13 protein-coding genes are annotated in these 13,835 nt (G+C 63.0%); 4 read left to right on the plus strand and 9 right to left on the minus strand.

Going from position 1 to position 13,835, the window contains the following annotated elements; translation table 11 throughout:
• Positions 1-182 precede the first annotated feature (182 nt).
• Positions 183-1,118 (plus strand): chemotaxis protein CheV, encoded by a 936-nt coding sequence (locus tag AACY45_RS01875; protein WP_339543877.1) that lies wholly within the window; start codon positions 183-185, stop codon positions 1,116-1,118.
• A 145-nt stretch (positions 1,119-1,263) separates the two neighbouring features.
• Positions 1,264-2,070 (plus strand): MOSC domain-containing protein, encoded by an 807-nt coding sequence (locus tag AACY45_RS01880; protein ID WP_339543878.1) that lies wholly within the window; start codon positions 1,264-1,266, stop codon positions 2,068-2,070.
• 71 nt (positions 2,071-2,141) lie between these two features.
• On the opposite strand, the gene ppnP is transcribed toward AACY45_RS01880, so the two are convergent.
• The 8 genes from ppnP to AACY45_RS01920 form a co-directional block, all read right to left on the minus strand.
• Positions 2,142-2,426, minus strand: a complete 285-nt coding sequence (ppnP, locus tag AACY45_RS01885) for a pyrimidine/purine nucleoside phosphorylase (protein WP_095168189.1) — start codon at positions 2,424-2,426, stop codon at positions 2,142-2,144.
• Between the two features lie 73 nt (positions 2,427-2,499).
• Positions 2,500-3,048 (minus strand): exonuclease domain-containing protein, encoded by a 549-nt coding sequence (locus AACY45_RS01890; protein WP_339543879.1) that lies wholly within the window; start codon positions 3,046-3,048, stop codon positions 2,500-2,502.
• A gap of 70 nt (positions 3,049-3,118) precedes the next feature.
• Complete coding sequence (locus AACY45_RS01895; RefSeq protein ID WP_339543880.1) at positions 3,119-5,080, minus strand: acetyl/propionyl/methylcrotonyl-CoA carboxylase subunit alpha; 1,962 nt, start codon at positions 5,078-5,080, stop codon at positions 3,119-3,121.
• Between the two features lie 69 nt (positions 5,081-5,149).
• Positions 5,150-5,947, minus strand: coding sequence for an enoyl-CoA hydratase/isomerase family protein (locus AACY45_RS01900; protein WP_339543881.1), 798 nt, complete (start codon positions 5,945-5,947; stop codon positions 5,150-5,152).
• Positions 5,944-7,101, minus strand: coding sequence for a citronellyl-CoA dehydrogenase (atuD, locus tag AACY45_RS01905; RefSeq protein ID WP_339543882.1), 1,158 nt, complete (start codon positions 7,099-7,101; stop codon positions 5,944-5,946). Before atuD ends, AACY45_RS01900 begins: the two co-directional genes overlap by 4 nt.
• 24 nt (positions 7,102-7,125) lie before the next feature.
• Positions 7,126-8,742, minus strand: a complete 1,617-nt coding sequence (gene atuC / locus AACY45_RS01910; RefSeq protein WP_339543883.1) for a geranyl-CoA carboxylase subunit beta — start codon at positions 8,740-8,742, stop codon at positions 7,126-7,128.
• 3 nt (positions 8,743-8,745) lie between these two features.
• Positions 8,746-9,615, minus strand: coding sequence for an SDR family oxidoreductase (locus AACY45_RS01915; protein WP_339543884.1), 870 nt, complete (start codon positions 9,613-9,615; stop codon positions 8,746-8,748).
• 12 nt (positions 9,616-9,627) lie between these two features.
• A complete protein-coding gene (locus tag AACY45_RS01920; RefSeq protein WP_339543885.1) occupies positions 9,628-11,421 on the minus strand; it encodes an acyclic terpene utilization AtuA family protein in 1,794 nt (597 codons plus the stop codon).
• Positions 11,422-11,597: 176 nt separating this feature from the next.
• On the opposite strand from AACY45_RS01920, the gene AACY45_RS01925 reads away from it, so the two are divergent.
• Complete coding sequence (locus tag AACY45_RS01925) at positions 11,598-12,221, plus strand: TetR/AcrR family transcriptional regulator (protein WP_339543886.1); 624 nt, start codon at positions 11,598-11,600, stop codon at positions 12,219-12,221.
• Between the two features lie 104 nt (positions 12,222-12,325).
• A complete protein-coding gene (locus AACY45_RS01930) occupies positions 12,326-13,120 on the plus strand; it encodes a substrate-binding periplasmic protein (protein ID WP_339543887.1) in 795 nt (264 codons plus the stop codon).
• A gap of 50 nt (positions 13,121-13,170) precedes the next feature.
• Here AACY45_RS01930 and AACY45_RS01935 read toward each other — a convergent pair whose 3' ends face one another.
• Positions 13,171-13,719, minus strand: coding sequence for an RNA polymerase factor sigma-70 (locus AACY45_RS01935; RefSeq protein WP_339543888.1), 549 nt, complete (start codon positions 13,717-13,719; stop codon positions 13,171-13,173).
• Between the last annotated feature and the right edge of the window lie 116 nt (positions 13,720-13,835).

Consider the following 13,835-nt stretch of genomic DNA (forward strand, 5'->3'; position numbering starts at 1 on the left):
GGAAGGCTGATGGGCGCGCGCTAGTCTCTGAGCGTCTGGCACCGGCGAAGGCTCGTTCAGTAGAGCATGATGTCAATGTGGCATCAAATTTTTCACCAAGCCCGATACGCCAGGGTCAAGAAGTGCTGGCAGCCGCCGATACCTTGCCTGAGTGAATTCATCGGTAAAACCCAGGAGTCATAATGGCCGGCATTCTCGACACGGTAGATCAACGCACCCAACTGGTGGGTGAGAATCGTCTGGAAATCCTCATGTTCCGCCTGGCCGGTCGGCAGTTGTTCGCGATCAACGTCTTCAAGGTGCAGGAAGTCCTGCAACTGCCCAAGCTGACGTTGATGCCCCATCGTCATCCATTTGTCTGTGGCGTGGTCAATCTGCGTGGCCAGACTCTGCCGGTGATCGACCTGTCCCAGGCCATTGGCATGCGTCCTCTGGTACCTGGTCCCAACAGCACCATTATCGTCACCGAGTACAACCGTTCGGTGCAGGCGTTCCTGGTCGGCGGCGTGGACCGCATCGTCAACATGAACTGGGAAGCCATTCTGCCGCCACCCACCAGCGCCGGTCGCCAGCACTACCTGACCGCCATCAGCAAAGTCGACGAGCAGTTGGTGGAGATCATTGACGTCGAAAAAGTCCTGGCCGAGATCGTGCCCTACAGCACCAAGGTCTCGCGCGCGAAGCTCGAGGATCCGGTGCTGGAACGAGCCCGTCATCGTGAAGTGTTGCTGGTGGATGACTCCAACGTGGCACTGGCGCAGATGCGCGACACTCTCAGCCAGTTGGGGGTGAAAATGCACATCGCCAGCGATGGTCTGAAGGCCTTGAAGCTGCTCAAGACCTGGGCCGACAGTGGGGTGGACATGACCGAGAAGCTGCTGATGGTCTTCACCGACGCGGAAATGCCGGAAATGGACGGCTACCGCCTGACCACCGAGATCCGCAACGACCCACGTTTGCGGGGGCTGTACGTGGTGCTGCACACCTCGCTGTCCGGCAGTTTCAACGAATCGATGGTGAAGAAGGTCGGTTGCGACAACTTCCTTTCCAAGTTTCAGCCCGACAAACTGGTGGACGTGGTGCGCCAGCGGTTGATGCTCGACGAAGTCCCGGCCTGATAAGGCCAAGGCCCAGGGCGCGCGCGCCTGCTGGTGATGCAGGCGCCACGAAATCAGTGCCTACAAGGCATTGGCAGCCGCCCGGCCTTTGATTCGGCGATCAAGCTCGTATAGGGTGGCGTTTTTGTCCATCAGGGAGCTGGCCATGTTGCGTCTGAGCGCGCTGTACCGTTATCCACTCAAGTCCGCCAAGGGTGAAGTCCTGCAACAGGCGCACCTGGACAAGCTGGGGCTGGCCGGTGACCGCCGCTGGATGCTGGTGGACGAGGCCAGTGGGCGGTTTCTGACGCAACGGGCGGTCGCCGAGATGAGCCAATTGTCCGCCCTGTGGAATGCCACGGGTGGCCTGACACTGGCGGCGCCCGGGCATTCGCCGATTGACGTGGCCCTGCCGGTGGACGACGCCGAACGGCGTGGCGTGACCATCTGGCGCGACACCTTGCGGGTCCCTGACGCCGGTGACGCCGCGGCTGCCTGGGTCAGCGCGTTCATCGGCAAGCCGACGCGCCTGGTGCAAGTCCCCGAGGCGTTGGCCCGCACCACCCAGGCCGGCTATGGCAAGGAGGACGATAAAGTCGCCTTCGCCGATGGCTTCCCTCTGCTGTTGATTGGCCAGGCTTCGCTCGATGACCTGGTGCAACGGGTCGGCCGTCCCCTGGAGATGCTCAGGTTCCGGCCCAATCTGGTGATCGAGGGCGGCGAAGCGTTTGCCGAAGACGGCTGGAAACGGATTCGCATTGGCGATGTCGAGTTCCGGGTGGTCAAGTCGTGCTCGCGCTGCATCCTGACCACCATCGACCCGCAGACCGGTGAACGTAGTGCTGACCGCGAGCCGCTGGCAACCTTGCAAAAGTACCGCGCGCAAGAAGATGGCGCGATGTTCGGGCAGAACCTGGTCAATGACGGCAATGGTCGGCTGGAAGTCGGCATGCCAGTGACGATTCTCGAGTAATCCCCTGGGTGCACAACGAAAAATGCCCGTGTCGCAGGACACGGGCATTTTTTATGGTGCCGCGATAACGCTTAGCCGCGGTATTCGCACAGGTAGGCGCTGTCGACCGCCACTTTGAGCTGGAACTTGCTGTTGGCCGGAACATTGAACTGGCTGCCGGCGGCGAAGGTTTGCCAATCGTCGCTGTCAGGCAGTTTGACGGTCAGGGCACCGGAAACCACGTGCATGATTTCGCGCTGGCTGGTGCCGAATTCGTATTCGCCCGCCGCCATGACGCCGATGGTGGCCGGACCTTCGGCAGTGCCGAAAGCAATCGACTTGACGGTGCCGTCGAAGTACTCGTTGACTTTGAACATGGGCGATTCCTCGAAAAGGGCTAAAAAGGCCGGTCAGTATGCACAAGGCCTTTTCGCCCGTCACCTGTTGCTCTCACGGCGTGGCGGGCAGGGTCAGCGGTAACAAACGGGCAGTATTGCGCGCATCCTCCAGGGCCCGGTGCTGTTGCCCGCTGAACTGCAGGCCGGCCAGTTGCAGGGCCGCGTTGAGGCCCAGTGGCCGCTCCAGGCGGCGGGCCTTGGCGAAGCGTTGCTTGAGGTTCATGTGCGGCACTCGGGCCAGGGCGCTGTCGAGTTGCAGGCGCTGCCATTCCTGGAGCAACTGTTTGCGATCGTAGTCGCCCCAACTGACCCAGCCCTCCAGGCGAGTGTGATGCTGGCCCAGCCAGCGTTCGAACTGCAGCCAGACATCTGCCAGCGGTTGGGCCGCGTCGATGTTGGCCTGGGTGATGTGGGTCAGCTCTCGACAAAAGGGGGTCAACAAGGGCCGTCGCAACGGCCGGACGAAGCGCTGGAAGTGGTCCAGCTCGCGGCCCTGGCGGTTGACCAGGGTGGCACCGATTTCGATGATTTCCATCTCTTCGATAGGCCAGCCGCCGTCATCAGTTGTCGCTTCGAGATCAATTACCAGCCAATGAGGCATCGCAGCTTTCCTGATATCCGCGTACTGATGAGGCTGAGCGTAGCCAACCCCGGCGGATCCGCCTAGAGGCTTATTCAACCTCCAACAAAATCTGACGATTTTTCACCTGGTCGCCGGGGCTGACCTGCAAGCATTTGATCACGCCATCGATGCCGGCCTTGAGCGGGTGTTCCATCTTCATCGCCTCCAGCACCAGGAGCAATTGGCCTTTGCTGACCTGTGCGCCTTCGCTGACCAGCACGTCGACGATCGCTCCGTCCATCGGCGCTTTCAGGGTTCCGCAACTGGCAGTGGCCTGGCCCCGCACCGGTGCCAGGGTCTGGTCCTGCAGCAGCAGGGCGCCGGGGCGGGTACCCAGCCAGAGTTGGCCATCGACCAAGGCATAGGCACAGCGCCGGCGCAGACCATCGAGTTCCAGATAGGCTGAGTGCGGGCTGATCTCCAGCCGCTTCACGTGCAGCGTTTGCCCGGCCACCTCAATGCGCAGTTGGCCCTCGGCCAGCACCGTTATTTGCGCAGGCCAACGGGCATCCTGCAGGCCGATCTGCTGTTGCAGTGGGGCACTGGCATTGTTGCGCCAGCCCGTGAGCCTGGTGGAGTGTACCTGGGCGGACTGTTGGTAGAACAAGGCCGCGGCGATCGCCAGCTCTTCAGCGCTGGGGGTGTGGGGGTGCAAGCTAGGGTGAGCGCTGAAATGCTCGGGGATAAAACCGGTGCTGAACTCGCCGGCTATGAACTGCGGATGGTCCAGCAAGGCGGCGAGCAAGCGCTGATTGGTCTGCACCCCCAGCAGGACCGTGTCTTCGACGGCCCGCACTAGTTTGCGCCGGGCCTCTTCGCGGGTCGCGCCATAGGCGATGATTTTTCCCAGCATGGGGTCGTAGTACGGGCTGACCTGCTGGCCTTCGAGCAGGCCATGGTCAATGCGCACGCCTTCTTGCAGCGCTGGCAACCAGTGGTGGATGCGCCCGGTCTGCGGCATGAAAGCCTGCGCCGGGTCTTCGGCATACAGGCGCACCTCCATGGCATGCCCCTTGAGTTCGACCTGCTCCTGGCGCAATGGCAGGGGCAATCCGGCGGCGACCTGCAGTTGCCAGGCCACCAGGTCCAGGCCGGTGATCAGTTCGGTGACCGGGTGTTCGACCTGCAACCGGGTGTTCATTTCCAGGAAGTAAAAGTGCCCACGGCTGTCGAGTAAAAACTCCACGGTGCCGGCGCCGACGTAATTGACCGCACGCGCCGCCGTGAGTGCGGCTTCCCCCATGGCCTGGCGCAACGGCGGGGTCATCACCGGGCAAGGCGTCTCTTCGATGACTTTCTGATGGCGGCGCTGGATGGAACAGTCACGCTCGCCAAGATAGATCAGGTGGCCGTGCTGGTCGCCGAACAACTGGATTTCAACGTGACGCGGAGCAACCAGTGCCTGTTCCAGAATCAGCTCGGCACTGCCAAAGGCATTCAGGGCTTCGGAGCGCGCAGTGCGCAGTTGCTCCGGTAGCTGGCCGGCCTCGTGCACCAGGCGCATGCCGCGCCCACCACCGCCAGCGCTGGCCTTGATCATCAACGGATAGCCGATGCGCTCGGCTTCGCGCACCAGGGTCTGATCGTCCTGCTCGGCGCCCTGGTAGCCGGCGATGCACGGCACGCCAGCGGCGAGCATGGCGATCTTCGACAGGCGTTTGCTGCCCATCAGTTCGATGGCCTCGGGGCTGGGGCCGATAAAGGTCAGCCCGGCGTCGGCGCACGCTTGGGCGAACGGGGCGTTTTCCGAGAGGAAGCCGTAACCGGGGTGAATCGCGTCGGCCCCGCTGCGCCGTGCGGCGTCGAGGATTGCCTGGGCATTGAGGTAGGACTGGGCCACCGCTGCGGGGCCGATGTGCACGGCTTCGTCGGCCATCCGGACATGCAGGGCGCCGGCGTCGGCATCGCTGAAGACGGCCACCGTGCGATAGCCCAGGGCCTGGGCGGTACGCTGGATACGGCAGGCGATTTCACCGCGGTTGGCGATGAGGATTTTGCGCAGGGTGGGCATGGTCGGGTTCCCCTTGGTGAATGCGGCGTCTTTGAGGGCGTTATCGCGAGCGGACGGAGCGCGATGTGTTCAGGGCGCCCAACCAGGTTTGCGTTTCTGTACAAACGCCAGGGTGCCCTCGACACCTTCTGCGCCTGTCACCGCAGTGCTGAACCACTCGGCAGCCTGGTCGAGCAGTGGCCCCAATGGTTGTTCGGTGCTGGCCAGCAGCAGGGCCTTGGTCGCGGCATTGGCCCCCGGCGCGCAGCACAGGACGTGTTCGAGTACGGCGTCCAGGCGTTCGGCCAGGGCTTGCGCATCCTGCTCGACAAAATGCACCAGCCCCAGGCGCCGTGCTTCATGCCCATCAAACCGCGCTGCCGTCAGGGCCAGGCGCCGGGCCTGGGTCAGGCCGATGCGCTGCACCACAAAGGGCGCGATCTGCGCTGGCAGCAGCCCCAGGCTGGTTTCCGGCAGGCCGAACTGCGCCTTGTGGTCGGCCAAGGCGATGTCGCTGACACAGGCCAGGCCCAGGCCGCCGCCGAGCACCGCACCCTGCAACACGCAGATCAGCACCTGGGGCGCGTGCTGGGCTTCTTCCAGTAGCGCGCCGAAGGCTCGGTTCAGTTCACGGTAGGCGTCTGCGCCCTGGGCTCGGGCGTTGGCCATGTCCTTCAAGTCACCGCCGGCACAGAAATGCCCGCCGGCGCCGCCCAGCACCAACGCGCGTACCTGGCGGTCATCGCGGACCGCCGCCAGCACCGCATGCAACTCGGCGACCATCTGCAGGCTCATGGCGTTGCGGCAATCGGCGCGGTTCAAGGTGATGTGCAACACGCCGCTGTGCAGTTCCAGCAGCAGGGTCTGGCAATCGGGCAGGGCGGTCATTTTTTCTTCCCGGGCAGGGTGCCCATCAGTTTGCAGATGATCCCCAGCATGATTTCGTCGGCCCCCCCGCCGATCGACACCAGGCGCACATCGCGGTAGGCGCGGGCCACCGGGTTGTCCCACATGAAGCCCATGCCGCCCCAGTACTGCAGGCAACTGTCGCTGACTTCCCGGCCCAGGCGACCGGCCTTGAGCTTGGCCATGGACGCCAGGCGGGTGACGTCCTGGCCTTTGACGTACTGTTCGGTGGCTTGATAGACCAGCGCCCGCAGGCACTCGATCTCGGTGGACAGTTCGGCCAGGCGGAAGTGGATGACCTGGTTGTCGATCAGGGCATTGCCGAAGGTCTTGCGTTCCTTGCAGTACTCGATGGTGCTGTCGACGCAATACTCCAGGCCCTTGATCATGTTGGCCGCGCCGAACAGGCGTTCTTCCTGGAATTGCAGCATTTGCATCATGAACCCGGCGCCTTCGTGGCCGATGCGGTAGCGTTGCGGCACGCGCACGTCATCGAAGAACACCTGGGCGGTTTCCGAGCTGCGCATGCCCAGTTTGTCCAGGTGCGAACCGAGGCTGACGCCGGGCGTGTTCATCGGCACCATGATCAGCGACTTATTGATGTGCGCCTTATCGTCGGAGGTGTTGGCCAGCAGGCAGATGAAATCGGCACTCGGCGAGTTGGTGATCCACATCTTGCTGCCGTTGATCACGTAGTCGTCGCCGTCCTTGCGTGCGGTGGTCTTCAGCCCGGCGACATCGGAGCCGGCGCCGACTTCCGAGACGCCAATGCAGCCGACCTGTTCGCCGCTGATGGCCGGGCGCAGGAATTGCTCGCGCAGCTCATCGGAGCCGAAGCGCGCCAACGCCGGGGTGCACATGTCGGTCTGCACACCGATGGACATGGGAATCCCACCGCAATGTATGGTGCCGAATTCTTCGGCCGCGACGATCGAATAGCTGTAGTCCAGACCCATGCCGCCGAATTTTTCCGGTTTGCTGATACCCAGCAGACCGAGCTCGCCGGCCTGGCGAAAAATCTCGTGGATCGGGAAACGCCCGGCCTTCTCCCACTCATCGACGTAGGGGTTGATCTGGCTGTCGACAAACTGGCGTACGGTGCGGCGCAGGGCTTCGTGTTCCTGGGTAAAGATCATTGTTGTTGTTCTCCTTTGGCCGGACTAGAACCGGGCGACACCAAAACTGTTGGGTTGTAGCTGACGAACCGCGGCCTCCTGGCAAATATCCAGCAGGTAGCCCAGCAGCGTGCGGCTGTCCCGTGGGTCGATCAGCCCGTCATCCCACAGGTTGGCACTGGCGTAGAGGGCGGTGGACTGGCTGTCGAGTTTCTGCGCGGTGACCTGCTCCAGCATGTCGAGCATTTTCGGGTCCGGGACCAGGCCATCCTTGAGCTGCCTGGCCTCGGTGACGATGCGCAACACCTTGCCGGCCTGGGCGCCGCCCATCACCGCAGTACGGCTGTTGGGCCAGGCGAAGATAAAGCGCGGGTCGAGACCGCGGCCGCACATCGCGTAATTGCCGGCACCGTAGGAGCCGCCGACCACCAGCGTCAGTTTCGGTACCCGGGCGTTGGCCACGGCCTGAATCAACTTGGCGCCATGCTTGATCACCCCTTGCTGCTCCGACTCGGTGCCGACCATGAAGCCGGTGGTGTTGTGGAAAAACAGCAGGGGGGTCTGGCTCTGATCGCACAGCTGGATGAACTGCGCCGCCTTGCTCGCGCCTTGCGGGGTGATCGGGCCGTTGTTGCCGATCAAGCCACAGGGCCGCCCCTGGATTTTCAGATGACCGCACAGGGTCTGCTGATCGAACTCTCCCTTGAACTCCAGGAAGCGCGAACCGTCGGCGATCCGCGCGATGATTTCACGTACGTCGTAGGGTTTTTTCGGGTCGGCGGGAATCAGCCCCAGCAGGTCCTCGATGGGGTACAGCGGTTCATCGAAGTCGGGGCGGGTGGGCTGCGGCAGGCGGGCATTCCACGGCAGCAGGCTGACGATCTCGCGCACCAGGCGCACCCCATCGGCATCGTTCTCGGCCAGGTACTCGGCGGTGCCGGCGGTCTGCGCGTGCATTTCGGCGCCGCCCAGGGCTTCATCGGTGGCGATTTCCCCGGTGGCGGCCTTGAGCAGCGGCGGGCCGGCGAGAAACAGCTTGGCCTTGCCGCGCACCACCACCACGTAATCCGACAGTCCGGGTTGGTAGGCGCCGCCGGCGGTGGCGGAGCCGTGCACCACGGTAATTTGCGGCAGCCCCATGGCCGACATCCGCGCCTGGTTGGCGAAGCTGCGTGCGCCTTCGACAAAAATCTCGGCGGCGTAATTGAGGTTGGCGCCACCGCTTTCGGCAAGGGTGATCACCGGCAGTTTGTTTTCCATGGCGATCTGTTGCAGGCGCAGGGATTTTTTCAGGCCGCTGGGGGAAATGGTCCCGCCCTTGATCGCGCTGTTGTTGGCCACCACCAGCACCCGGACCCCGGACACATAGCCAATCCCGGCGATCAAGCCGCCGCCGGCCTGGCTGCCGTCCTTGTCGTCGTGCAATTTATAGCCGGCCAGGCTCGCCAGTTCGAGAAACGGCGCGCCGGGGTCCAGTAACAGGTTCAAGCGTTCGCGCGGCAGCAGTTGCCCGCGCCGGTCGAATTTCGCCTTGGCCTCGGCGGCCTTGGCCAGCAGATTGCGCTCCAGTTGGCGGACCTGCTCGATGCTGGCCAACATTGCCTCGCGGTTCTGCGCGAACTGCGGGCTGTGGGGGGCGAGTTGGGATTCGATCATGGGCATTGCTCAGTCCTCATCCTTGAGTACATCGGGCAGGAAGGCGCGGTGAAAGCCATTGAAGGACTCGCTGTGCTGGGCCTTGTGCAGTGGCCACGCCCGACTGCCGAGACTGGCCGCACCGTCGATGCGCAGGGTGCTGCCGCTGACAAAGGCCGCTGCCGGACTGAGCAGGAACACGATGGCGGCGCTGACTTCCGATTCGCTGCCAATGCGCTTGAGTGGCACATGTTCGCGCAGGGTCGGGATCACCGCCTTGAACGCGCCTTCGTAGGTGTCCATACCACTGGAGGCAATCCAGCCTGGGGCCACGGCATTGACCCGGACTCCGGCGTAGCCCCATTCGAAGGCGGCGGTCTTGGTGAAGTTGTCCATGCCCGAGCGCGCCGCCCCCGAATGGCCCATGCCCGGCATGCCGCCCCACATGTCGGCGAGCATGTTGACGATGGCGCCGCCGGTCTTGCACATGGACTGGTTGAACACCTCCCGGGCCATCAGGAAACCGCCCACCAGGTTGGTGCGCATCACCGTCTCGAAGCCTTTCTGGGTGATCGACGCCAGTGGTGCCGGGTATTGGCCGCCGGCGTTGTTGACCAGGCCGTGAATCGGGCCATGGGCCTTGATCAGCTCGCTCACCAGTTGCTTGACCGCGTCTTCCTCACGAATGTCGCAGGCTTGCCAGCTGGCTTGGCCACCGTCTGCGGTAATTTCAGCGGCGACCTGCTGCAGTCTTTCCGCCTTGCGTCCCACCAGCAGCACGTGGGCGCCAAGGGCTGCCAGTTCGTGGGCGGTGCAGCGGCCGATGCCACTGCCGCCACCGGTGACAATGATGGTTTGACCGGCAAACAGCTCGGGTTTGAAGATCGAATCAAAAGCCACGGCGACAGCCCTCTAGTTGACTTGGTCAGCGATGCTTTGCGGCACCGGAATCTGGATTTCCAGCAGTTGCTGGGCGAACGCCTTGCCTTGTGGATCGATCCGCAGGCTGGCCACGCCACCGCCGCCAAGGGCGTTTTCCAGAAGGAAATTGAGGCTGTGGCTGCCTGGCAGGTACCAGCGCTCGACTCGCCCGTGGAGTGGGTCGAGCACGTGGCTCATCCAGTCGACGACCACCTCGGGTGTCAGCGCTTCGGCGATCCACGGCAGGTATTCGGGCGCGCGGGCCATGACCCCGATGTTGCTGTGATTGCCCTTGTCACCGGAGCGCGCCACCGCCAGCTTCACCAGCGCCACGCTGGCATCGGCACGGCCCTGGGGTTTAGGCGCAGCAAAGGGCAGGGGGAGGGCGGTGCTATCGAGGGGGTCTAGGGTGGGCAGGACGCAAGGGTGGCGCTGGCCTTGCAGGTCGACCTGCAGGGTGCAGGCGTTTTTGTCGATCAGGAACGAGAACAGGCGGATCAGCGGGTAGACAGTAGGGCGACCGCCGACAATGCCGGTCAGGCCCGGCGCCATGCCTGTAGCGGCCTGGGCGATTTCCCGGGAGAACAGGATCAGTGCCTGTTTGTTCGGATGCCGCACCGCCAGTTTGATCACCACTTCGCGGCTGTCCTGGCGGCGCCCGTGGGGGCCATAGGTGGCCTCGCTGCCGAGCAGTTCGATGTGCACTTCGCTGTAGGGCGCCCAACCGCGCTGGCTGAACATTTGCCCGGTCTTGTTGATGATCGCCTCGCTCACGCGGCGCGCCTTGGCCACGGCGTCGATTCCGGCAATCAGGCAACTGGCGGTGCAACGGAAACCATCCGGGTAGGTGGCGCTGACCTTGTACTGCGCCGGTGCCGGCAGGCCTTTGGCGCCGTGGACCTGGACCCGGTTCGGGCCCTGCTGCTGCTGGAGTTTGACCTGACTGAAATCGCAGATCACGTCCGGCAGCAGGTAGGCCCGTGGATTGCCGATCTCGTACAGCAATTGTTCGCCCACGCTCAAGGGCGTGACCAAACCACCGGAGCCTTCGGGCTTGCTGACAGTGAACTGGCCGTCGGCGCTGACCTCGACCACGGGAAAGCCGATGTGCTCGTAGTCCGGCACCTGCTGCCAATCGGTGAAGTTGCCGCCGGTGCACTGTGCGCCGCATTCGATGATGTGCCCGGCCAGTGCTGCCTGGGCCAGGCGGTCGTAGTCGTGCCACGACCAGTCGAACTCATGCACCAGCGCCGCGCTGACCACTGCACTGTCCACGACCCGGCCGGTGATGACGATGTCCGCCCCCAGGCGCAGGGCTTCGACAATGCCGGGAGCACCGAGGTAGGCGTTGGTCGATACACAAACGGGCGGCAAGGGCGCGGCGCTGAACATCTCCCGCACGCCACTGGCGGCCAGTTGCTTGAACTGCGGTTGCAGGTCATCGCCCAGCAGCACGGCGATCTTCAGGGGTACACCGGCCTGGTCGCAGGCGCGCTGCAAGGCGGCGGCACAGGCCAGAGGATTGACCCCGCCGGCGTTGCTGATCACCCGAATGCGCTGTTCGGCAATTTGCCCGAGCAACGGGCTGAGGACCTCGACGAAGTCGCTGGCGTAGCCGGCCTGGGGATCTTTCATGCGCCCCCCGGCCAGCAATGACATGGTGATTTCTGCCAGGTAGTCAAAGACCAGGTAGTCCAGGGCGGCGCCTTCCACCAGTTGGGCGGCAGCGGTCGAGGTATCCCCCCAAAAGGCACTGGCGCATCCGATACGAACCGTCTTGTTCATGGCAAGCCTCCGACAGAAGTGGTTCGAGACTACCAAGCAAGCGCTTGGTTTGTAAATCCCGGGCGGGACTTTTACCCGAGCGCTTGCTTGGTTTCCTTCGGCGGCTTAAATTGCCCGCGCCAGCCACGGCATTTGTGGTGTGTGCACTGGGTTCGAGCGACTGTAGGAGAGATTGGGTGGACGAGCAAAAAGCTCTGCTGGTAATGCGCGAGTTGGTCGACAACGGGCAATTGACCGATCCGGACAGTGCTCGCGGCAAACTGCTGCAGATGGCGGCCCACCTGTTTCGCAACAAGGGTTATGAACGCACCACCGTGCGCGACCTGGCCAGCGCGGTGGGGATTCAGTCCGGGAGCATTTTTCATCACTTCAAGAGCAAGGACGAGATCCTGCGTTCGGTGATGGAGGAAACCATTCGCTACAACACCGCGTTGATGCGCGCCGCCCTGGCGCAGGCAACCAGCGTTCGCGAGCGGGTACTGGCGCTGATCCGCTGCGAGTTGCAGTCGATCATGGGCGGTAGTGGCGAGGCGATGGCGGTGCTGGTCTACGAATGGCGCTCGTTGTCCGAAGACGGGCAGGCCCAAGTGCTGGCGCTGCGGGACATCTACGAGCAGATCTGGCTGCAGGTGCTGGGGGAGGCCAAGGACGCCGGCCTGATTCGCGGAGACTTGTTCATCACCCGACGTTTCCTGACGGGGGCGTTGTCCTGGACCACCACCTGGTTTCGCCCTGATGGCAGCATGAACCTCGACCAGTTGGCCGATGAGGCGCTGATCCTGGTGCTGACGCAAGCATGATGATTTGGGCAAAATGCATTAAATAGCCACCATCGCGTTGTCTTAGTGGGCGAAACCGCCTAGCTTAATTCAGGTGGGTCTATTTTCAGGGGTGGTGTGGGTTGATGTATTCGCCAGTTCGGATGGCTTCGCGGATGTTGTTGATGGCGCTGGGTGTGCTGTCGGTAGCGCCGAGTTCGGCCGCACAACTGGTGCGCATCGGCGCGGCGCATTTCCCGCCCTACACCATTCGCCCCGAATCCGGTGCCGACACCGGCCTACTCGCGCAACTGATCGTCGCCCTCAATCAGTTGCAAAGCGACTATCAATTTGTCCAGGTGCCTACCTCCATTCCGCGGCGCTTCGGTGACTTCAAGCAGGGCCGGATCGACGTGGCGATCTTCGAGAATCCCCAGTGGGGCTGGAAGGATGTCCCGCACACCGCCGTCGACATGGGCCTGGAGGATGCAGAGATTTTCGTCTCGCAACGGCGTCCCGAGCGTGAGCAAAGTTATTTCTCCGACCTGCGGGACAAACGGCTCGCCCTGTTCAACGGCTATCACTATGCCTTTGCCGACTTCAATTCCGACACTCGCTACCTCGCCAGACACTACAACGTGACGCTGACGTATTCCCACGACAGCAACCTACTGATGGTGCTGCGCGGACGTGCCGACATTGCCCTGGTCACCCGTTCGTTCTTGAGCGACTACGTGCTGCGCAATGACCAGGTCGCCTCCCACTTGCTGGTGTCCGAGCGGGTCGATCAGGTCTATCACCATTACGCCCTGATCCGTCCGCAGGCACCGCTCAGTGGCGAAGCGTTCGGCAAGATGTTGCAAGGCCTACGGGGCAACGGCCAGATGCTGAAGATATTCCAGCCCTACAAGATCGCACTCGTCGATGTGCCGCAGGGCTGAGCTCGGTCCGGACGGGCCAGGCCTTGCGCCTGCTGGGGGCTGGTAAAAGGCTAGCGGCGGGCGAAGGTATCGCCGGGGGTGTCCGAGACCTTGCGGCAGTGCACCAGTGCATCGCGGATCATGAAGTTCACCAGGGTCGGCGAGACCTCCAGTTCCTTGGCGATGTCCTTCTGTGGCACGCCGTGCAGGCGATACATCTCGAAGGCGTAGCGGGTTCGGCTGGGCAACTCGCCAAGGGCATCGGCGATGTTTTCCAGGACGCGGAAGTTGATGTGCGAGGTCTCCGGTGAAGCCCCCTGGATGACCACATTCAAGCCTTCCTCTTCAGTGCCCGAGTACTTCTGCTCCAGAGCCTGTTTGCGGTAGTGATCGATCGCCAGGTTGCGCACGATCTGAAACAGGTAGCTGAGTTGGGCCCTGAACGAAGAGGTGATCTGGGGCGCCGATTGCAAGCGGAAGAAAGCGTCCTGTACGACATCCTCGGCCCGGGAGCGGCAACCGGTAATGCGCGCCGCGGTCTTCACCAGCATCAACCGGTTGTCTACGAACGCCTGGAGTAAGGATGAGTCGCAGCTGTTTGTGGAAACGGATTGCGCCATGGAAGTCACCTCGCTGCAAAAGTTAGTGGGACGACCAGCGCTTCGGATCCGTCCTACGCATTGAGCGACAAGCTAGGCGTAATGATAATAATTGTCAATTGACATAAAGAATTAAT

This window comes from Pseudomonas sp. RA_35y_Pfl2_P32 (assembly GCF_963970735.1).
GTDB lineage: Bacteria > Pseudomonadota > Gammaproteobacteria > Pseudomonadales > Pseudomonadaceae > Aquipseudomonas.